At 48.9% G+C, this 22100-nt stretch carries 17 protein-coding genes; 12 read left to right on the forward strand and 5 right to left on the reverse strand.

Features of this window, described 5'->3' with window-relative positions; translation table 11 throughout:
* Positions 1-20: 20 nt before the first annotated feature.
* Both AC1DF0_RS09615 and AC1DF0_RS09620 read right to left on the reverse strand, forming a co-directional pair.
* A complete protein-coding gene (locus AC1DF0_RS09615; RefSeq protein WP_477573779.1) occupies positions 21-713 on the reverse strand; it encodes an AIM24 family protein in 693 nt (230 codons plus the stop codon).
* Positions 710-1195: a hypothetical protein gene (locus AC1DF0_RS09620; RefSeq protein ID WP_477573780.1), complete on the reverse strand. Its 486-nt coding sequence runs from the start codon at positions 1193-1195 to the stop codon at positions 710-712. Before AC1DF0_RS09620 ends, AC1DF0_RS09615 begins: the two co-directional genes overlap by 4 nt.
* Before the next feature lie 180 nt (positions 1196-1375).
* Here AC1DF0_RS09620 and AC1DF0_RS09625 point away from each other — a divergent pair, with 180 nt between their 5' ends.
* Positions 1376-1984 (forward strand): GNAT family N-acetyltransferase, encoded by a 609-nt coding sequence (locus AC1DF0_RS09625; protein ID WP_477573781.1) that lies wholly within the window; start codon positions 1376-1378, stop codon positions 1982-1984.
* Positions 1965-2507 carry a GNAT family N-acetyltransferase gene (locus AC1DF0_RS09630; RefSeq protein ID WP_477573782.1) on the forward strand — a complete coding sequence of 181 codons (543 nt, stop codon included), beginning with the start codon at positions 1965-1967 and terminating at the stop codon, positions 2505-2507. The genes AC1DF0_RS09625 and AC1DF0_RS09630 overlap by 20 nt, the downstream gene beginning before the upstream one ends.
* A 65-nt stretch (positions 2508-2572) precedes the next feature.
* Here the strand turns inward: AC1DF0_RS09630 and AC1DF0_RS09635 are convergent, their stop codons facing one another.
* Positions 2573-3571 carry an aldose epimerase family protein gene (locus AC1DF0_RS09635; protein ID WP_477573783.1) on the reverse strand — a complete coding sequence of 333 codons (999 nt, stop codon included), beginning with the start codon at positions 3569-3571 and terminating at the stop codon, positions 2573-2575.
* Between the two features lie 130 nt (positions 3572-3701).
* Positions 3702-4064, reverse strand: a complete 363-nt coding sequence (locus tag AC1DF0_RS09640; RefSeq protein ID WP_442048282.1) for a LytTR family transcriptional regulator DNA-binding domain-containing protein — start codon at positions 4062-4064, stop codon at positions 3702-3704.
* Between the two features lie 163 nt (positions 4065-4227).
* On the opposite strand from AC1DF0_RS09640, the gene AC1DF0_RS09645 reads away from it, so the two are divergent.
* The 8 genes from AC1DF0_RS09645 to AC1DF0_RS09680 all read left to right on the forward strand — a co-directional run bounded on the left by AC1DF0_RS09645 (position 4228) and on the right by AC1DF0_RS09680 (position 17451).
* Positions 4228-5328, forward strand: a complete 1101-nt coding sequence (locus AC1DF0_RS09645; RefSeq protein WP_477573784.1) for a lactonase family protein — start codon at positions 4228-4230, stop codon at positions 5326-5328.
* A 38-nt stretch (positions 5329-5366) separates the two neighbouring features.
* The gene (locus tag AC1DF0_RS09650) at positions 5367-6605 is read left to right on the forward strand and encodes an MFS transporter (RefSeq protein ID WP_477573785.1); all 1239 of its coding nucleotides are present in this window, start codon (positions 5367-5369) and stop codon (positions 6603-6605) included.
* Between the two features lie 190 nt (positions 6606-6795).
* Positions 6796-7566, forward strand: a complete 771-nt coding sequence (locus tag AC1DF0_RS09655) for a DUF2087 domain-containing protein (protein WP_477573786.1) — start codon at positions 6796-6798, stop codon at positions 7564-7566.
* 27 nt (positions 7567-7593) lie between these two features.
* A complete protein-coding gene (locus tag AC1DF0_RS09660; protein WP_477573787.1) occupies positions 7594-8022 on the forward strand; it encodes a GIY-YIG nuclease family protein in 429 nt (142 codons plus the stop codon).
* Between the two features lie 29 nt (positions 8023-8051).
* A complete protein-coding gene (locus tag AC1DF0_RS09665) occupies positions 8052-9302 on the forward strand; it encodes an MFS transporter (RefSeq protein WP_477573788.1) in 1251 nt (416 codons plus the stop codon).
* A 138-nt stretch (positions 9303-9440) separates the two neighbouring features.
* Entirely contained in the window at positions 9441-10418 is a 978-nt protein-coding gene (locus AC1DF0_RS09670) for an S-layer homology domain-containing protein (RefSeq protein WP_477573789.1), read from the forward strand.
* Between the two features lie 16 nt (positions 10419-10434).
* Positions 10435-11706: an S-layer homology domain-containing protein gene (locus AC1DF0_RS09675; RefSeq protein ID WP_477573790.1), complete on the forward strand. Its 1272-nt coding sequence runs from the start codon at positions 10435-10437 to the stop codon at positions 11704-11706.
* A 318-nt stretch (positions 11707-12024) separates the two neighbouring features.
* Positions 12025-17451, forward strand: a complete 5427-nt coding sequence (locus AC1DF0_RS09680; protein ID WP_477573791.1) for an Athe_2463 domain-containing protein — start codon at positions 12025-12027, stop codon at positions 17449-17451.
* 354 nt (positions 17452-17805) lie between these two features.
* Here AC1DF0_RS09680 and AC1DF0_RS09685 read toward each other — a convergent pair whose 3' ends face one another.
* Positions 17806-18924 carry an ROK family transcriptional regulator gene (locus AC1DF0_RS09685; protein ID WP_477573981.1) on the reverse strand — a complete coding sequence of 373 codons (1119 nt, stop codon included), beginning with the start codon at positions 18922-18924 and terminating at the stop codon, positions 17806-17808.
* Between the two features lie 284 nt (positions 18925-19208).
* Here AC1DF0_RS09685 and xylA point away from each other — a divergent pair, with 284 nt between their 5' ends.
* The gene (xylA, locus tag AC1DF0_RS09690) at positions 19209-20522 is read left to right on the forward strand and encodes a xylose isomerase (protein ID WP_442048273.1); all 1314 of its coding nucleotides are present in this window, start codon (positions 19209-19211) and stop codon (positions 20520-20522) included.
* Between the two features lie 21 nt (positions 20523-20543).
* The gene (gene xylB / locus AC1DF0_RS09695) at positions 20544-22043 is read left to right on the forward strand and encodes a xylulokinase (protein ID WP_477573792.1); all 1500 of its coding nucleotides are present in this window, start codon (positions 20544-20546) and stop codon (positions 22041-22043) included.
* The last annotated feature ends 57 nt before the right edge of the window (positions 22044-22100 follow it).

Below are 22100 nucleotides of genomic sequence, written 5' to 3' on the forward strand. Positions count from 1 at the left end.
TATGGGACGGCAAGCCTTTGTCATTTAATATAAACGCCTCCGAATGGAAGCAGTTCGCGCAGCACGCGCTTAATAATTCCACCGTTGCTCTGCAACTGCTGCATGAGTTCGGCATCGTGGGAACCCGTCTGAATGAGTACCGGTCCGCTTCCGATTATTTCCCACTGCACCTGCATATGCTGGCTGGCTAATTGGTTGCCATATACGGACAGCTTAATGGACGCATGCTCGGGATAAGCGATGAGTGCTCCTGCTTCGACATAAAGCGGTCGATCCTTCTGGAGCTGAATCGCCTTCACGTCGCCAGCTGTGATGACGCCAAGCGTTCCGGGGCCCGTGAATCGCATGCGTACGAATTCGCGCGTAATCCAGGCGTTTTTCATTTTCTGAATTCTGGGCTTCAGCTGCATGCCGTCCGAGAAAAAAATAATATGCCGCAAATCGAATAATAGATCGCTATCCTTCTCAATCTGGACCGACTCCAGCGAGCAGCCTGGCGGCAAGCCAAGCACGAATTCGGACGGTCCACTGAGAAGCGAGCGTATCCACTTCCGCTTGCGGTACATACCGGCCAGGTCCATGAACCGGTCCTCACGCAGATGAGGCAGTCCTTGATAAGCGATAATCGCTTTCGGATGCAGCACATGAAGCTTGTCCGCCGATTCGAGCGTTACATGTACATGGCCGTATGGAGCGGGGACGGTCGTTTTCATCCGCTAATTCCGCGTGCCGCTGCGCTTCTCTGCTTGCGCCAAACGGCGAAGCGCCAGATGCGAACCGAGGCCAAATAAAGCACGATAAGGGATACAACGACGACAGCAGCCGTGATGAGCTTGCTGACGAGCGATTGACGCTGCTGCTTCATCTGCTCCATTTCGGCTTGAAGGCTGCTGTTCTGCGCGAGCAGCTCCTCGTTTTGCTGGCGATATTGCTCGTTCTGTTCGGTCAATTCAGCTTGCTTCTGCGTTAGCTGCTCGGTTACGATCAGAGATTGCTCCAGCTTCTCGGCTTGACTCTCGAGCAAATCTTGCGCATCGGAGTACTGCTGCTGCAGCTCGTCGAGCTTCTCCGGCGTGTTGTATATATCCTTTATACGGTCGAACATGCCGGCATGGGCGACAGGCTGCGGCAACGATAAGGTTAGTAGAATAGTAAGTGCGATTAGAAGGGAGGACGTATAATAAAGTCGTTTCATGATAAGATCTCCTTTCGCGAATGATCGACAATAGATTGCTGCTGTTTCCATTTTACAGTCTTTTTCGACAGTAGTCACCTTTCAAGTTCTAGCCATTCGAATAACGGGCAGAGAGGGATTGCGACTGTCGGTAACGAAAGCATTGAAGAGTTACTTTGGAAGGTTCAGGGAGGGGCCAGAATGCACTTTACTCGTATTGAGGGTGAAAGAGTTACGTTAATACCGCTTGAGGCTGAGCATACGGAAGCGTTATTCGAATGTTCGCGCTCTCCTGAAATATGGGAGCATCTTCCTGTAAAGATTGGGAATTTAGATGAGATGAGGAGCTTCGTACAGACGGCAATTGACGAGAGGGAGCGTGGTGAGCAATTTCCTTATGCGATTTATGACAAGCTGCTCGGCCGCTTCGTTGGCATGACCCGATATTTGAGAATATCGCGCCCGAACCGCAATTTGAATATCGGTTGGACGTGGTACTCACCGGACGTATGGAGAACCTCAGTGAACACGGAGTGTAAATATTTGCTCCTGTCGCAAGCTTTTGAGGTTTGGCGGGCTGTGCGCGTCGAACTCATTACGACAACGAGTCATTCCCGTTCGCAGCGGGCAATCGAGAGATTAGGCGGAGTGCGGGAAGGTATTTTGCGCAAAAAATATAATGGGCTCGATTATGTGGTCTACAGCATCATTGATGAGGATTGGTATGGCGACGAGGGCGTTAAGGCGCTGCTCGAAAAAAAGCTGGCGGAACATGGGAGGGCAGAATCGGATGGCGGAGATCGTAATTAGGAGACCGGATTCAGCGGAATATCCGCGTGTCCATGCGTTTCAGTGCGAATACTTGGATCAGGAGAGTCTCGAAGCGTTCGACAGAAAGCTAGCTGAGGCGACGGGGCATTATTTGGCGGCGTTCGACGGCGACGAAGTGGTTGGCGTATGCTACGGTTGCCAGTCGTCCAGAGATGCCAATACGATGGCGTTGCAGGGCATTGCGGTGAACTTAGATACAAGCAACAATTACGCGAGGACGGGAATTGGGTCTAGGCTTAATGCGGCCTTCGAACAGAGTGCCCGGAGCAGTGGTTATGCTCGAATTGACCTTGGCTCGGCTGACGATCTGAAGGTGGAGCGGTTTTATTTGAAAAACGGTTATGTGCCGTACGAGCTGGTTGCCAAGGATGCGGATTATGAAGAGATAACACGCGTAGCTGTCGACGATTATGCGAGCGGCAAGGCGTTGCAGCAGCAACTGAGGGATCAATATCGAAGCGCGAGCGAGGTTATATTTATATTCCACAAAAGTTTGGTCTAACGACAAAACAGGCTGCTTAAAGCGTCGCAGCGGACGCCTCAAGCAGCCTATTCATTGCACTCGGATTAGGATCTTACATACAGACGGCTTGTCTCTTCCCAGATGCCGCCCGGTTCAAGCGATACGAGACCGATCTGATCGGCTGGCAGATTGACGTTCGGTGCATTAACTAAGTTAAGCTGCGGCTCAGGACAGAAGAAGCCCGGCGTCGCGCCATTGTTCCAAATCATCCATTGCTTGTAAGCTGTACCGACATCGTAGACAAGCGTAACGCCTGCTCGTGAATCGGTAAGCTCCATTGCATTGCGGCCGTTCTGCGGCTCGCTTGTGTAGTGATTGTCCATCGACTCCCAGATCGGGGACAAGCCTGTCGTCTTCATTGCTTCCTCTTCTGCGGATAGCGGTTGGAAGTTGCCAGTCGGCAGCATGCGCTGGTTAAGCTCCCAGCGCTTGCCTGTCGTCAGCGTGAAGCGGCAGTCGTCCACTGTGCTGTTCGGTGCGAAAGGCGCATTAATCGCCGTATGGAATGCTATCATACAAGGCATAGCATCTGTTCCTTCGTTATGAACAAGCACATTCTGCTGCAAGCCGAGATCGCTAAGCGAATAGCGAAGTTTAATGGAGAACTTGTGCGGCAAGTAGGTATAGATAGGGTGGTTCTCATCAATTGAAATGTTAAGAGCAACGTAGCTCTCCGTCTTCGTTACGCCGAAATCCTCGACAGACCATTCAGCCGTATGGAAGAAGCCGTGCAAATGGTTGCCGGTCTTCGCTTCGTTGACCGGGAATTGATACGTTCTGCCGTTCCAAGTGAAGGTGCCGTCCTCGTATCGGTTCGGAGGAAATAAGACCGGAATACCGTGAATGCCAGGGTTTGCTTTGAAGCCTTCCATTTCGTCTGCCGCGGGCTCGCGCAGGAAGGTATAATTATTCGTTGTATCGCGGAATGCGATCAGGTTAGCGCCAACCTTCGGCAATACTGCCGCTTCATAAGCGCCCCATTTCAGCCAAACGGCCGGCTCTTGGTGAAATAATTGCTCGAATGCTTGTCCTTGAGTAGACATAAGTTCCTCCTAGAATAATAGTGAGAGTTATGTAGCGATACGTCATATTCAACCTAAGAATAGCAGGACACGGCACAACAAACAACCGCCTTATTCCGCTATTCGCGGAAATAAGGCGGTTGTGTAGACATCATGGCGTCTGGCGTAATTGGCTGTCAGCCGAACGCTGTCTGAACAATTCCTGAATGACGTATTGTTTGCGGCGATTGACGGTTAGCTGTTTCGATTCGGAACAGTCCGTTCCGAAATAAATGGTGCCGCCGGAGATCGATTTGATTTTGCCAAGGTTAATGTAGCAGTTGGAGCTGATCTGATAGAAGCTGCTCTTGCCAATTAGCTGAGTGATGAGCTCGGCAGTCATTCTCTTCTTTATATTGTAGTTTCTGCCGTGGAAGCTGACGAGTCCTTGCATTCCGATTCTGAAATAAAGCACATCCGACTCCAAATCAAAATCCTCATAAACATTTCTTTCGCTCAGTGCTAAATTCATCATTCCATCGTCCCCCTTCAGAAATGTGAACACCTGAATTGTTAGCGCTTACATTGTAACACACATTGGATGGGTTTGGGAAGTATATTCTAAAAGTCATTGTTTGAACGTAAACCTTGTGCTATGTTCAAATTATTGGCAAGCTGATGAAAGGGAAGTGAACGTAATGAGCAAACGGCAAACAGAGCTTTTTTCAGGAATGGTATATATCGGATCGTATGGGAGTGCCGATGAATCGACGGTGCGAGTCTGCCGCTTCAACGGTGTCGATGGGAGCTTGCAAGTAACGGAGGCATTCGCGAACGCCGAGAATGCGTCTTACTTGGCGCTTCACCCGCAAGGAAACAAGCTTTATGCGGTTAGTGAGACGGAATCGACAAACGGCGCAGTTGGCGGTGCAGTCATTGCCTATGAAGTGGATCCTGTTACAGGAGGGCTGCTGGGACAGACGAGCAGAGCGTTGACCCATGGCGCACATCCTTGTTACATAAGCGTTGATCCAGCGGGACAATCTGCTTTCGTTGCTAACTATACGGGAGGCAATGTCGCTTTGCTTTCGCTTAATGCTGAAGGCGAGTTAACCGGGACTGCGGCCGTCGCGGAGGACAATGGGCAGCTTGGACCGAACGCGGCTAGGCAGGATGCGCCTCATGCTCACTCGATCGTGCCGATTCCTGGCACGGCATACGTAAGCGTGGCGGATCTAGGCATTGATGAGGTCATCGTATATTTAGTTGATCCAAAGAGCGGCTCACTAACGAAGCATAGCAGCTGTTCCATTCATCGCGGAGCAGGGCCTCGCCATCTCGTATTCCATGAGGAGCTTCCTTTTGCTTATGTCATGAACGAGCTGGATTCGACGATCACAACGCTGAAGGTGGATGCAGAGCAAGGTACACTGACAGAAATCAAATTTGTATCGGCACTTCCGCAAGGGTTTGACGCCTATAACGATGCGGCGGATATTCATATCGCGCCTTCCGGCCGGTTCTTGTACAGTTCGAACCGCGGGCATGACAGTATTGCGGTATTTGCCATTGATCAGAGCTATGGCGAATTGACTCTCGTTCAACATATCGGAAGCGGCGGGGGAGCTCCGCGAAACTTCGGGTTAACGCCGGATGGTGCTTATTTGCTTGCGGCGAACCAGAAGAGCGGCAACATTGCAGCGTTCAGCGTCGACGAGGCAAGCGGTGAATTGACTGCTCTCGGAACGGTGCTGGAAGTGCCAAGCCCCGTATGCATCCGCTTCGGGAAGTCGCTGTAGCTCGAAGTACGTAACTATGAAAGGCAGGTCCTATCATCATGTCTGGGCAGCAATCGCAAACGGGGGTTAAGTCTGATGCCGTTAGATCGGCCACCGTATATTCCATTTTATTCGCTATAAGTTCGGTACACATGTTAAATGATTCGATGCAAGCGGTCGTCTCGGCTTTATTTCCGATATTCGAGGATTCTTTGAATTTGAACTACGGGCAGATCGGCTGGATCGCCTTTACGCTTAATATGACTTCATCCGTCATGCAGCCAGTAGTCGGACTCGTCTCCGACAAGAAGCCGATGCCGTGGATGCTTCCGCTCGGGATGGTATGCAGCATGATCGGGATGGCGGGTCTTGCCTTCGCTCCTAATTTCTGGCTGCTGCTGCTGTCGGTCGTGTTCGTCGGTCTAGGCTCGGCGGTATTCCATCCGGAAGGCTCGCGAGTCGTACATCTTGGTGCGGGCAATCGCCGCGCGTTCGCGCAATCGATTTATCAGGTGGGCGGCAACTTCGGCAGTACGCTGGCGCCGCTCATGACGATCTTCATCTTCGTGCCGCTAGGGCAACGCGGCGCCGCGTGGGGCATGCTGCTTGCGGCTGCTGCAATCGCCGTGCTGTTCAAGGTTGTGCCTTGGTATTCGGCCCAGCTTGCCGCGCATGCGAATCAATTGCCTAAGAAGAAAGGCCATGCGGCTGCAAGCGGGGCAAGCTTGGCTCCAATCAGTCAGCGAACGGTAGCGTTCGCGCTGACGATTCTGTTCATTGTTGTATTCGCTCGTTCATGGTATGCAGCGGGCATCGGTACGTTTTATCAGTTCTATGCGAAAGAGCAATACGGACTGTCGACGCAGGGCGCGCAGGTGCCTCTCTTCCTGTTCATGGCGGCCGGCGTCGTAGGCACGTTTTTCGGAGGGATGGTCGCTGACCGGATTGGCCGCAAAAAAATGATGCTGATCTCGTTGCTAGGCGCGGCTCCGATTGCTCTTATTCTGCCTCATCTGCCGCTTGGCTGGGTGTATCCTGTTATTGCTGTGCTTGGGCTCGTGCTGCAATCCGGCTTCTCGGTCAGCGTTGTGTATGCGCAAGATCTTATGCCGAACAAAGTGGGTACGGCTTCCGGTCTCATTACGGGACTCGCCTTCGGTATGGGGGCGCTCGGTTCGGTCGTACTGGGACATTTTGCAGAGGCGTACTCGCTTGAGGATGTTATTGTGGCAAGCAGCGTGCTGCTTATGCTAGGTCTGCTTGCAATTATGTTACCGAAGGATCGTAAATCGATATAAGTTATTGATGGATAATTAAGCGAGTAAATGTGAGGATCATCTTCGGCTGGCGTGTTGGCTGAGGATGATCCTTTTATTTATGCGAGGCACTGAAAAAATCTAGACGTTTGGCGAATGTGTCTTGATTTATAACAAACATAATTATATAATGTCTATAAAATAACTAGATAAACCTGTGGGGTGTTTGGTGATGGAGCTTAACGAACGATTCTGGTCCGCTACGCTTAGCGATATGAAGCGAGGTTATGTATACGATGAGGCTGCGGCTGCTTATATTTGCCTTGTATGTGGAGAAAGCTTCGAAGATGGCGAAGTGTTCGCCGTGCCTCATTCGAATCGATGGTTTGAGGCGCGCAAGTTCGCTGGGCATCACGTTCAGACGGTGCATGGCACGATGCTGACCTATTTGCTCGGCCTAGACAAGAAGGCGACCGGACTGACTGATCTCCAGAAAGAGCTCGTGCGCGATTTTGCCGAAGGGCTGTCGGATAACGAGATTGTGAAGAAAACGGGGGCGGGAAGCGCCTCGACGATTCGCAATCACCGCTTCGTATTGAAGGAGAAGGCGAAGCAAGCGAAGCTGCTGCTTGCCATCATGGAACTAATGGATAGCGGAGCGGTAGATGCGCCAAAGTTCGTGCCGATTCATCGGACGGCGACCCAAGTCGATGAACGATACGCGATTACCGAAGCGGAGAACGCGAGCTGGATGAAGCAATATTTTCCGAATGGACCAACCGGACCGTTGGCCTCGTTCCCCCGTAAGGAGAAGCGGAAAATCGTTATTTTGCGGCACATTGCCTCATTCTTTAAGAGCGGCGTCAGGTACAAAGAGAAGGAGATCAATAATCAGCTTCGCGTATTCTGGGAGGATGATTATGTAACGCTGCGCCGTTATATGATTGAATATGGGTTTTTAGACCGGGAAGACGATTGCAGTGAATATTGGGTGAAGGAATAGGCGCAAATAGGAAGGGGAAGAAAAAGCATGGAACGAAATAAAGAAAAGCGCAAGCAGCTGGTATCGGAGTACCAGGAGCGGGAGCGCAAGATGGGTATATACCAGATCAAAAACGAGGTTAACGGAAAGCTCTTCATCGGAGGAACGACGAATTTGGAAGGTCTATGGAATAAGGAAACGTTTATCCTCGATCTTGGATCGCATATGAATAAGGAGCTCCAGCGCGAGTGGAAGCAGTTCGGTGCAGAGAAGTTCTCTTTCCTTATTCTTGAGACCATCAAATTCGATCATGAGGTTCGTTACGATTATAAAGACGTATTCTTGGCCGAGGGAGCGGATGCAGGCAATGTTGTCCGCAGTTACAAACGAGAAATCGACAAGTTAAAGGAGAAGTGGATAGGGGAGCTTCAGCCATACGGTGAACGGGGATATCATAAGAAAATTGACGGTGGATAGCCGGGGATATAGGGGAGAGTGTGTTCAGAATGTCAGCTAATGCTGTTGCGGCGCCCGCGGGAGGGCTTCTGCGCAACAAGTTTTACCAAACGATTTTATTATCCAACGTATTGCTTCAAATCGGCATTTGGGTGCGGAATTTTGCGATTTTGTTTTACGTGACGGACCAGACGGATAACGATCCGTTCGCGGTTGGATTAATGGGGTTCGTCGAGTTTTTGCCGATCTTCGTCTTTTCGTTTATCGGGGGAACCTTCGCGGATAAATGGAAGCCTCGGCTTACGATGATATGGTGCGACTTTTTGTCCGCGGTATCGGTATTTGTTGTCCTCATTACGCTGTTTTACGGTTCTTGGCATATGGTATATTTCGCAACGTTCGTATCGGCCATATTGTCGCAATTCTCGCAGCCATCGGCGATGAAGCTTTTCAAGCAGCATATCGCGCCCGAGCAGCTGCAGCAAGCAATGGCCATGTTCCAGACGCTGATTGCCATATTCATGGTGCTGGGACCGTCTCTCGGCGTCGTTACGTACCAAAACTTCGGCATTGAAGTTTCGATCGGCGTCATGGGCGTCGCCTTCCTCTTGTCGGCGCTTGTTCTATACCGCATTCCTCGGGACCAAGACATTGTAAGGACGGAGAACGAGGCTCGCGGCAAGCTGTGGAACGATATGAAGGCCGGCATGAAATACGTGTGGAACAGTCCGGTTCTGAAATCGCTTGGCGGTACGTTCGCGCTGGCAGGCATCGCAGTCGGCATTTCGCAGACGTTAGGGTTGTTCGTCGTTATCGAGCGATTAGGCCAACCAAAAGATTTTCTGCAGTTCATGCTCATGGTGAACGGAGTCGCGATGCTGATCGGCGGCGGCGCCGTCATGGTATTAGCGAAAAAGATATCGCCGCAGAAGCTCCTGGCGCTCGGCATCCTGCTTAGCTCCGTTTGCATGATCGGCATGGGCATATCGACAAGCGTCCCGCTTTCGCTCGCGCTGCAATTCATTAACGGTCTGGGATTCCCTTGCATTCAGATCGGCATCAGTACGATGATCTTGCAGTGGTCCGAAGAATCTTATGTAGGCCGGGTTAACGGCGTTCTCAGCCCGATGTTCATGGGGATGATGGTTCTTATGACGCTGGTAGCCGGCAAGCTGAAGGAGATTCTCCCGCTCATAGGCATCTATTCGGTTGCAGGCACTCTCATGTTCCTAGGGATGCTGCTGCTCATTCCTTTATTTAAGCATAAGCCGCTGCATGTATTGACAGACAATTCCAATTAAAGTAATATCGGATTAGATAAAGCAGTACGATTAAACGAAGAATAGCGAAGCACGCTTATTCCCTCGTCATGAGGGAGAGGCGTGCTTTTTTGTGTTTGATGTTGATTTTTGCGAGAGCGAAGGAAGGAGTTAGTTGGCATGAGGAAGAAATGGTATAAAGTTCCTTTATCTAGATTGGGTTTATGTCTTATTATTGCGGTGGCATTGCTGCACCCAAGCAGAGGCGTTCTGTCTGCTGCGGAGGAAAAGGTTGTCATTACGAAAACCTATGAGCTGCTTGAGAATGCGGCTTATATTTCATTTGAGCTGGAAGGTTACGATGGAAGCTTCAGCTCGTCGATGGCGATGCCGAACGGAAAAGTAATAAACAGTGCCAAGAGTACGAAGAAGTTGGATTCTACAGGTACTGTTTATTGGACGAATGCCTACACCGTAAAGTCGGCTTTAAAGGGCAGCTATGTATTTACGATTCATGCGCCGAAGCGGTCGTATTACAATCTTTTGATCGACTTGCCGCTTTTCTCGGATACTCCGAACCATTGGGCTCGGGCAGCGATTGATGCTTTCGTCGAGAAAGGAATTGCGTCGGGTTATGGCAACGGAAGATTTGGTCCGAATGACGCGGTAACGGGCGAAGCAATGGTTAAAATGCTGGTGCTGTCGCTCACGGAAGAAATGCCGAACGGCAAACGCCAATGGCTGAAGACATTCCGCTGGCGAGTTGTGGATCAAGAGGTTAGCAAGGAGTTAAGTTTCATGGAATTCAATTTTGCTTCTGTCGGCGAAGCGGAGCATTGGTCCGATCCATACAAAATGGCAGCGAACGTTCTTGGCGTTATAACGAATCGGACACATCAAGACTTAGCGTTGCCATTTAAGCGGAAAGATGCAGCGCTGCTCGCAGCGAATGTGATTAGAATGGTCAAAGCGGAAGAAGGGACTTCAAGCTTTACGGATTTGAAACAGCTCTCCGTCGATTATCAGAATGCAATCGGACTTGTGAGCAATTACAGTATTTTTAATGGCTACCCCGATAGAACGTTTAAGCCGGAAAATCCGGTAACCAGAGCAGAGGCAGTCGCGATCTTAACGCGACTGATCGAATTTTTGAAGTAACCGAGGAGGAATAGATATGGTCAGAAAGATTGTTAATTGGGTTATTGCATTGACGTTAATCGTTGGAGTAGGCTTCGTTGGAACTGACTCTGCTCCGAAAGCCGAAGCGGCTGAAGCGAAGCTTCCCTTTTCTGACATTGAGAAGCATTGGGCCAAGGATAATATTATAAGCGCGTATAATAGCGGTTTGATCGACGGTTTCCCTGACGGTACGTTCCGACCGAATGATGTGGTGAAAACAGATCAGTTTGTGGTCATGATGCTTAAGGCGTTTTCCAAAACGACAGATGGGAAATCGGAGTTTGATGAGGAGTGGATAATGGAGCTGGCTGACAAGCGACCGGATATTGCAATGAAACTTGGTTCACTTGTCCGAAATGGTTTTGACTTCAAACCAGCAAAATCAGGCTATTGGGCGAAGCCGTTTATTGACTTGCTCTACGAGGTAGATTACTTGCCAACTTTCGATGAGGTTTTCCCGAAAAACTACGAGGTGTATAAAAAACAAATAAAACGAGAACAAGCATCCTACCTTCTTGGTGAATGGTATACACAATACGATAATACGCTCGATCCGTATTACGCAGATTTTGTTACTACACACAGCGGACTAAAAGACTTTAACACGTTTACGAATACATCGGTCAAAAACTATCGGGCTCATGTACTGTTAGCTGGGCTCATGGCTGGTTATCCGAATGGTAACTTCTATCCTCAAAGATACGTTACTCGCGCAGAAGCGCTTACGATGGTACAACGACTGCGTGATGAAACGCTTCGTACGCCATACAAACCAGATCTTACTGGACAATATTATGCAGAGGTTAAAGGGAACATCTACCTCATAAGCGACAAATTCAAATACGATATGTATAACAGTATGGCTGCACTTGCTAAGAAGCACGTTACGAATGGGTATGTTGACCAAAGTGGACCAGGGTTCGGTGTTTACGATAGTAAAGAAACTGCGGATAAAAATGACTTTCTAATTCGGATGGGTGAATTCAATAAGTTAGCACCAAAGGATTTGTCTGTAGGGGTTGCTATGGGTACAACTAGGGAAATGGGAATTGCTTATCCTGTTAACAAAAAAATGCCATACGGAGCTACGTACTTTGAATCTCTGTTGGATTTGTTTGCTGGGTCCGGTAAAGGCAAAGAGTTTAACACAAAGGTGTCTGCTGTTGAAAAAATATTGGGGTCTGAAGCAGTCGAGTTTACGTTTAATAATAGAAAGTTTGAAATCTATTCTGAAAATAATTATTACTTACTTAATTTGAAATACTAATTTTTGAGAGTAGGTGTCCTTTTGAAAAAACGAAAGAGGATAATTTCTTTCATTTTAATTGTGTGTATGATAGCTAGTACAATAATAATCGATCGCAATCGAATTGAGGCATCTTCAACTACTTTTGCACCAGAGTATATAAACGGTCAAAAAAACACTTGTAAATATAATCCCGATCCGAGCGTAGATGGACCTATTCCGGATGAAATTAAACCTTGTAATAAAGATAATTTCAAGTTTAATTCAAAGTTTTATCATCAACAATGGGCCGTATATAGTTCAGCGAGTAGCAATACGCCCATAAGTAATAACGGGCAAATGAAATTTATTGTATACGGGAATCCAAAGATAGTAAGAGATAATGTACAGTCCTTTACGAAGGGGTGGCAGCCTGGAGGTTTCAGCACCGTAAGAAAAAATGAAGGCCATTTTTACGGTGAAGATGCAGATACAGGGGATATGGCTTGGGGGGAATACCGCTTCTTAGGATATACACAAGATGGATCTCTTTACTCGAATAATTGGCTCATACGTGACGATACAACGAGTACAAAACTAGCGGATAAACATTGGATCTATCAACCTTGGGCTAACTTGCCGTCAAGTTACAAGTATAAACCTTTAAGTCCTGGCTATGTATATCAAAACGACGCCGGTTTTCATGAAAATGTCATGCTAGCGAAATTTGACAGCGTCCGAAATAATATAAATCGTTCAATCGACTTCAAGATTAATAAAGGTGTGTCTTACTCTAATCGATATGAAGTCTTGCCTAGGAATGAAAGTAACAACGACCCACGCAACTACTTCGCCATCGAACAAAACCCAACAACTAGAGAGGCGGGGGTCGGCAGGTTGTTTCACTTTAGCTGGGATACGGACTCCGTTTGGTATCAATCGTTTCCGATGGAAAAGCTTGACCCGCTAGAAAAATTGCCTTCAGCAGCAGCCTGCAAAGTAGAGTCACTAAACGGCGAGCCCATCCCGCTTGGGAAAGAGCGAACGGTCAAGGTGCAGGTGAAAATCACCGGGACGCTTGATGACTCGACGAAAATCGGGGATCTCCAATACGAGACGATATATTATACGCGGAAAGACATCGCATTTTGGCATTTATCCGTAATGGATCAGAATGGACAAGAGCTTAAACTCGCTTCTTCAAATAAAAATAGCGGAGTCGTAACGAAGGATAACACGGCCAGCGGGATCGTAACGATGACCATCGATACGGACAAGCTTATTAAGACAAATCCGGATGAGTGGATATACGGCACAAATAACAATAATGATCTTAACGCCAAAGCTACGGTCTACTACAATAATCATACATCAGCGAATCCGTCTAGTGCGGAGAAAGGTTGTCATTTCAATCTGAAGTTCAAACCAACGACCGGACCGATGCTTTCAGATTTTAGTGTTAATCCGCAAATACAGTTCGTTAATAAATCTGCTTTCCTACAATCTCAAATTATGTATAAGGATATGTCTTATGGTAAGGATGTAGATTACTATACGTTTGAGATTAAGAATATTGAAGACGGCACGAAAGTGACAAGGACATTCAATCCTGCCATACCGGAAGTGAAGTCGCCGAATGCGGGTTATTTGGATCAAGCTGCCGTGACGAAGTTTTTGTACGATTTCATTGCTGCTAAGTTTCCGAATGAACAAGTTGAAGAAGCTCCAGTCTATCAATCGTTTCAAATCACACAGACGATTATCGATAAGGACCAAGCAGTTAACAACAGCTCTTTTGCAGTGAAAAATATTAATGTTAGTCAATTGCCTACCTCAAACCCAATAATAATTGGATGTCTTGCAATGACGCCTGAGACCAATACCGGTCCCGATCCGCCTCAGTACATTATGCCGAATGTAGAATTTGCCTTTGACTGGTACGATGTTGTGCCGATGCCTGTAACAGAGAAAGATCCTGATTATATCCCTCATAAACCGTGCGATGAAGCTGCAAAGTATGCCGACTTCACCAAACGGGTATTTGTCGCGGGTGCAGAGGTGGATTCTAAAGCTTTTTTTCGAGGTGAATATGTGTTTGGCGAGGAGCAGATTGGTCTAGTGAAGGTGGACATAACGTTCACAGCACCCGATGGAACGGAATCCATCTTTCGCCGCCATGTAGTAGTGCATGAGACGAAGCCGCGTGTTTCCATAGCGCTTGAGGGATTATTCAAAGAAAACAGAACGATGAAAGCTTTTGACCGATCGAAGGAGAGCAACGACCAATGGACGGAGAAGCAAGCGCCGCTTGCCATAACATCCTTCAGCTACGTAGAAGCCTCAGACCCTAATCTGAAATGCCGGACAGGTTATTGCGAGAACAATCTTAGCGAAAAGATGTACATGTACAAATCGAGCGGTAATTACCAGCTCAGCATAGCGGCCAAGCGCGTCATTGTCCATAATGGCAAAACCTATACGCGCTACAGTGATCCATATATCGTCGATTACGAAATACTCGAAGATCATAAACCAGCCATTATTGCACATGCTTATGGCGATCAAATCAGTCGACTGGAGCAATTGCAGCTCAATTATCAAGTCGAGAGCACTGATGGCGACTACATCGCAGAGAAAAAGCTGCAGGTGTTCTTCGACTCCAAGAACCAAGGAGTTTTTGATACGAAGGTGTTTGAAAGTACGGGAGATGTTACAGAGCTTCCTACGCTCGATAAGCTTGGACAATACGAGATCGTTGTAGAAGCGAAGGAAGGCACGAACGAGGAACGGCTAATGGAGTTTATAACAGCTGCGGACGATAAAGCCAATACGTCAAGGTCACACTTTTTCATCGATAATTATGCCCCGGCATCGGACTTGTATATCGATGTTCCGACCGAGAAGCCCGATATGGACGTATTTTTCCTACTCGATAAGAATTTGACCCAAGCGTCAACGGACTACGTAAAAAACCAAAAGGTAGCGATCACGAACTCCTTCACGCTCAGCAATATGATGAGCAATATCGGAATATGGGATATGAAGACCTATACCTACGATCAACCAGCCAGTACGTCAAAAGCGACAGGTGCGGCTTATCCGTCAACAACGATTAACTATACGACAAGCGGGGGATATTCCGGGACTCTGACTCGAACAAGCGTATCCAATTCTCCGTATAGCGTTGATGAGGGTGAATATGTATCTGTAACAGACCATAAGACGGGTACGGGTTCTTGCAGTAATGATGTAGTAACCTATTATGATGAAGACGGCAAAATGTCTAGCCAAACATCAAGGTCAACATGCCCTTCGACCCTGTCTTACAGCGATGGTAAATATTCTGGAACATTAAGTCGAACAGGTCAGTCGCCTAGCGGTTCTTGTCCATCCACTGGAGGTACGCCGAACGGATCATGCTCCAACACTTGGACAGCAAGTTATGCGGGTACGGTGTATTGGACACATAATGTTTGGGTACCTAATATGGTGTCAAAAAATAGTTATACCGGTTTTTACTCAGGTACGGTTTACAAAGATATTCGTCAGCCGTATGACGCTTCGTTCATGAGGGCCGTGCCTATCAAATATGTAATCTATATATCGGATGGTAAAGTGTCTGAATTATCGGATCTGCAATATCTCATGAGCAGGCATAATGCGAAGTTAATCCTGGTTGGGAGCAGTGATATAGCGACTCAATTACAGCATGATAAGCATATTTTCAATAACAAGCCGATCGATCAAGTTATTGAGGCGGTTGTTGCGTATATTGCCGAGAGTAATCCGCAAATACCGAAGGTGCTCAAGCTGCTTGGAGAGCCGATCGAGACGGTGACGGCGACATTTGATTACGAAGACGATCCGACGCCTGCCGATACCGATCTGTTGCAAATTACACAAGATCCGAATTATTACGATAATGCGATGGGATACGATTCATTCGCGGGGCAGCCGCTCATATCGGCGAAGCTTGGGAGCAATTGGAGATTATATCAATCGCAAATGACGTTCCATAAACCTGGGAAGTACGTTTTCTATCGTAAAATCAAAGATTTGCCGACAACCGACCCGAACTTTTCCGGTTATGCTTACCATTCGAACGAAAGCGCAATCGAGGTATACGTCCACCGTAAGCCGATTGCCGAAGTGACGCTGGACTTCGATTATCTCTCGGCATCGAATACGTATCGTACCACATGGGTCGATATGAGCTATGATCTGGATCATAACGTGACGAGAGCGGCTTCCGACCGAGGCATTCAAGATCGCACTATTAAGTTCACGAATCAAGAAACAGGAGAAGTATTTACGAAGATACCTAATGAGTTGCAGCCAGGCACCTATGTATTGGATTATGCAGCGCAAGACATCGAAGACGTATGGAGTGATCCGATTCAGAGGACATTCGTGCTGCCAAGCACGGTTCCCGTCCAATTCAAAAGCAAGCTGAAAACCGCTTACAGCGGCTTCTCGCTAACGAGCATTCCCGCCAGCGAAGGCCTTGTTGCTTATGATCTATGGACGCGTTATCCGTACTCCATATCGCTTGCCATGTCGATGGGGACGCAGCTCTCCCGTAATGTTGCTTATTACACGGGTACGAAGTCGGTTAATGATATTAGCTGGGCCAATGAAAGCTTCACGATACCTGCAACGACGCCGGATGGTAATTATTCATTCGTAATTCGCGCCAACGGTTCTGTAGCAGGTTCAACTGCAACTCATACGTACAACGTCAGAGTGTTAACACCGATAGAATTAACCGGGCGCATAGATGCTGCTACTGGTGAACCAGCTGCGAATGATGTCCGTACGCTTGTCGTTAAGGATTCGTATCAGCTTATCGCGACAACGACCAAATACCCGATAGCTACAACGGTAACAGCGTTCAAAGGATCTTCCTATCAGAAAACCATTACACTTACACCTGTCACTGCGAGCACTCTTGGATATGGGCAGAAAAGCTGGTCGGGAAGCCTTACAGTCGGCACGATGCCAAGCGGTACGTATACGTTCGAATGGCGCTCCACAACTCCGAACGGCAATGTAGAGACGGTCTTAAAGACGGTTCAGGTCGTCAATAACCGACCGCCGACTGCGGATTTCGATTGGCTTCCGAAGCCTGTCTACGAAGGCGATACGGTACAATTCAAGTCGATCGTCGCAGATGCAGACGGTGATTCGTTGGCAGTATCGTACGAGTTAGTTAGTCCTAGAGGGACGAAAACAAATTACAGTTATACGTTAACCTCTCCATATCCCGCAACTGCGCCATTAATCCGAATGGTCGATGCAGGTTCGTGGACGGTGACGATGACAGTCAGCGACGGTAAAGCGCCGCCGGTCGTGACAGTCAAAACCGTAAACGTGCTTTCGTTAACGGTAAATGGCTTAGTGAAGCATACGGATCTGTGGAACGAGCATCGCCGCAGGTTTAATGAGAAGAAGAGCGGCGATCCAGAGTCGCCTCGCGGATATAACGTATTCTGGGCGGATGAGAAGTTCCTGCTGGAGTCAGCTACCACGGTGACCGGAACGGCTACGACAGCGGATCGTGTTGAAGTGAAGATGGGCGCATATAGAGTGTCTTTGTCCAAATTGAATGGAATCGGGACTAGCTGGGGAGGCGAGCTATGGGAGGAGGAGCTTGCGAATCTTGACGATGGACCGCTGACCTTTACATTTACCGCTTTCTATAATAATGGCATTACCAAATCAGTCACGGTTACTGTGATTATTGAAGGAGATACGATCGAAATTGTAGGCGTTCATCGAGTTCAGTAAAAGCATTTGTAAGAGATAAGGCTGACTGCGGCAACGTAGCGGGCCTTATTGCTCGTTTGCGAGAAATTTGAATGGATTTCATACGGCCAAAAAAGCTAATTTACCCGAAGTAAGCTGTTTGATTGGATTTCATACAGCCTAAAGTAGTGAAAGTGGCGAAAAAGGTCTACAGTGGGGAATTAGATGGAGGTCTTCCAGTCAAAAGCAGCTTAGACCCCTAAAGACGCTGTTTTGACTGGATAAATTCCACCCAAACGACAAAAGGTGTACGTGAATACGATCGAAGAGGCCAGAGATAGGACTGCTGTGCTATCAAGTCCTGTTCTGTTCTGTCGCTTAGCATCTGCATGCCATTTAACTCTTAATTTTCGTGAAAAACTTGCTGATCGCGTAATAAGCAGCTCCCCGAACCGCCGATTGGTCCTGCAGCTCCGCGAACAAAATAAGCAGCCGTTCTCGGTGGTAGGAGAGCGTTCTGCGGTCTACGGCAGCTTGTACGGATTGCTCCAGCCAAGTCTTCGCACGGCTCATCCGATTGCCGATAATGACGACGTCGGGGTTAAAGACATTGACGATGTTCGCAATCCCTGCCCCTAAATAATCTCCGATCGAGCTAATAAGCTCGCGCACCTGCTCGTTCCCTTCCTCCGCGGAGGTAAGTAGATCCTCTAAGTTGTCGAAGCCGAGCGAAGCAGCACGTTCCAATAATGCATTCTCCGATGCGTACAGCTCCCAGCAGCCTTGATTGCCGCAGCTGCATGGCTTGCCGTTGTATTCAATCGATAGGTGGCCGAGCTCTCCCGAGAAACCTGAAGCTCCTTTATAAAGCTCCTTGTTCAAAATAATGCCCGTACCGATACCGATGCCCACGCTGACATAAATCTGATTGCGGATACCCCGACCCGCACCGTATTTCTGCTCGCCCTGCGCGCCGGCATTCGCTTCATTGTCTATCGTGACAGGCAGTTCGAAGCGCTCCTCGAGCAAGCGCTGCAGCTCGACGTGTCGCCATTTCAAGTTCGGCGCAAACAGAATGCTGCCGTGATCGTCGACAATGCCCGGTACGCCTACGCCGATGCCAACAATGCCATAGGCGCTCTCCGGCGCTTTCCCCATGAGTTCCTCGATACAGCTCGCGAGCTGTTCCAAAGCAAAGTCAGGATCTTGGCGCTTCATGCGCCGTTGCAGCTCCGAGACGACTTTGCCTTCCAAGTCGGAGAGAACGCCTCGAATATAGTTGACGCCAAGGTCGATGCCGACCGCATAGCCGGCTGTGCCGTTGAACAGCAGCATGACCGGCTTGCGTCCGCCGCTTGATTCGCCTGGACCGATCTCGAGCACCAGATTGCTGTCAATCAAGTCTTGAACAAGACTCGACACGGTTGCTTTGTTAAGTCCAGTCAGCTCCGATATTTGAGCCCGAGACAGCGGTGCGTGCTTGATTACGGCTTCGAGCACGATTGATGTATTCATTTTTTTGATTAACGCTAAATCTCCGGTTGGTTTCTGTTTCAATCAAGTATGCCTCCGTCCGCCTGACAATAACTTCTATTGTACCATGTGTGATCAAAAATCGAATATACAGCTTGCCCGAATCGCATACTGAATAGGGTGAAAATGAGAGTAAGAAAAGTTTTATTCAGTTTAACACAAAAACTTAGTTTGTTTAATAGACAAACTAAGTTAAGGCGTGTTATTCTGTGAATAGAACGTTTTCAAAAAAATATCGAATTTCGTGAAGGAGGATTTTGTTCTCAATGACTTATTTCAAAGGCATCGACACAATCCAGTTTGAAGGTAAAGGTTCGGACAATCCGCTAGCATTTAAACACTACGATCCAAAGCAAGTCATTCTCGGCAAAACAATGGAAGAGCACCTGCGCTTCGCGGTTGCTTACTGGCATACATTCAACGCTAACGGCACTGATCCATTCGGTAACGCAACAATGGTTCGCGGCTGGGATCAATACGACGGTCTTGACCGTTCCAAAGCTCGCGTAGAAGCTAACTTCGAATTCATGAACAAATTGAACATTCCTTTCTACGCGTTCCACGACGTAGACATCGCTCCTGAGGGCGCTACACTGCAAGAAACGAACAAAAACCTAGATGTAATTGTAGCTTTGCTGAAGGACAGCATGAAAGCTTCCGGCAAAAAACTGCTTTGGAACACGGTTAACATGTTCTCGAACCCGCGTTTCGTACACGGCGCAGGCACAACTTGCAACGCTGACGTATATGCATATGCTGGCGCTCAATTGAAAAAAGGTCTTGAAGTCGGTAAAGAGCTTGGCGCTGAAAACTATGTATTCTGGGGCGGTCGCGAAGGTTACGAGACGCTTCTTAACACGGACATGGGCTTCGAGCTTGACAACCTTGCTCGCTTGTACCACATGGCTATCGCTTATGCGAAAGAAATCGGCTTCGACGCGCAATTCCTGATCGAGCCTAAACCAAAAGAGCCAACGAAGCACCAATACGACTTCGACGCGGCTACAACAATTGCATTCTTGCAAAAATACGGCTTGAAAGATCACTTCAAGCTGAACCTTGAAGCTAACCATGCAACGCTTGCAGGTCACACGTTCGAGCACGAAATCCGCACAGCTGCAATCAACGGCATGCTTGGATCGCTTGACGCGAACCAAGGCGACTTGCTGCTTGGCTGGGATACGGATGAGTTCCCGACAGACCTGTACTCCACGACGCTTACCATGTTCGAAGTGCTTAAAGCTGGCGGCATCGGCCGTGGCGGCGTTAACTTCGACGCGAAAGTACGCCGCGGTTCGTTCGAAGCTGAAGATCTGTTCTTGGCGCACATCGCAGGTATGGACAGCTTCGCTTGGGGCTTGAAGGCTGCTGCGAAACTAATCGACGAGAAAATTCTCGACAACATCGTAGACAACCGTTACCGCAGCTTCAAAGAAGGTATCGGCGCGGAGATCGTATCCGGCAAAGCGACGCTTGCATCGCTTGAGCAATACGCGCTTCAAAACAACCCGATCAAAAACGAGTCCGGACGCCAAGAGCGCATCCGCCTCATGCTTAGCGAAGTTATTTTCAGCGTATAAGCTGGGGAGGTTCTCTTACGAATGAGCTACGTTATCGGTATAGATCTAGGGACGAGCGCAGTTAAAGCGCTGCTCGTCGATAAGAACGGGACGGTAGCGGCGGAAGCATCCCGCAGCTACCCGCTGTTCCATGAACATTCCGGCTGGAGCGAACAAAAGCCGGATGACTGGGTTGATGCTACGATCGAGGCGCTGCGCGAGCTCGCCTCCTCCTCCAGCATCGACGAAACACAGATCGAAGGCATCAGCTTCTCCGGACAAATGCACGGCCTCGTGCTGCTGGACGGCGAAGGCAATCCGGTTCGCAACGCGATATTGTGGAACGATACGCGCACGACGGAGCAATGCCGTGAGATTGAGCGCACGCTTGGCGACAAGCTGCTCAGCATTACGCGCAACCCGGCGCTTGAAGGCTTCACGCTGCCGAAGATTCTATGGGTTCGTCAATACGAGCCGCAAGCCTTCGAGCAAGCGAAGCTGTTCTTGCTGCCGAAGGATTATGTGCGCTATCGGTTGACCGGCGAGCTTCATATGGATTATTCCGATGCGGCGGGTACGCTTCTGCTTGATGTTGCCGGCAAGGAATGGAGTCTTGATGTTCTGGACGCATTCAATCTGCCTGCAAGCTTCTGCCCAGCGCTTATTGAGTCGCATGGTCTCGTAGGTACGCTTCTACCGCAGGTTGCAGCTGCAACGGCTCTTACAGAGGCGACGAAAGTATTCGCAGGCGGCGCAGACAATGCTTGCGGCGCAATCGGATCAGGCATCCTTTCCGAAGGGCTTACGCTTTGCAGTATCGGTACGTCCGGCGTTATTCTTTCCTATGAAAACGACAAATCGAAAGACTTCGCGGGCAAGGTGCATTTCTTCAACCACGGCAAGCAAGACGCCTTCTACGCAATGGGCGTTACGCTGGCAGCAGGATACAGCCTGAGCTGGTTCAAGAAAACATTCGCGCCGAACGAATCGTTCGATCAGTTCCTTGAAGGCGTAGGCGACGTTCAGCCTGGAGCTGGCGGCCTGCTCTTCACGCCGTACCTCGTCGGCGAGCGGACGCCTCATGCGGACTCCGTCATTCGCGCCAGCTTCGTTGGCGTTGACGGCGCGCATGAGCGGAAGCATTTTGCCCGCGCGGTTATGGAAGGCATTACGTTCTCGCTTAACGAGTCTGTCGACATGTTCCGTAAAGCCGGCAAGACGGTGGATACGATCGTCTCGATCGGCGGCGGCGCGCAAAATCCGGTATGGCTGCAAATGCAAGCCGATATATTCGGAGCAACAGTCGTAGCGCTAGAGAACGAGCAAGGTCCGGGCCTTGGAGCGGCTATGCTCGCTGCATACGGATCAGGCTGGTTCGAAAGCTTGGAGGCATGCGCAGACAAGTTCGTGAAGCACGCGGATCGTTACGAGCCGCAGGCTGAAGCGGTCCAAACCTATGAAGGCATCTTCAAGGTGTACCAACAGGTGTATGCTCAGACACGAAGCTTGAACGAGGCATTGGCGCCTTACCGTACGAAATAACAAAATAGGTAGAAGATAGGGCAGCAGTCGAGATCGTCTCGGCTGCTGCTTCTTTTT

This window comes from Paenibacillus sp. 05T425 (genome assembly GCF_056396205.1).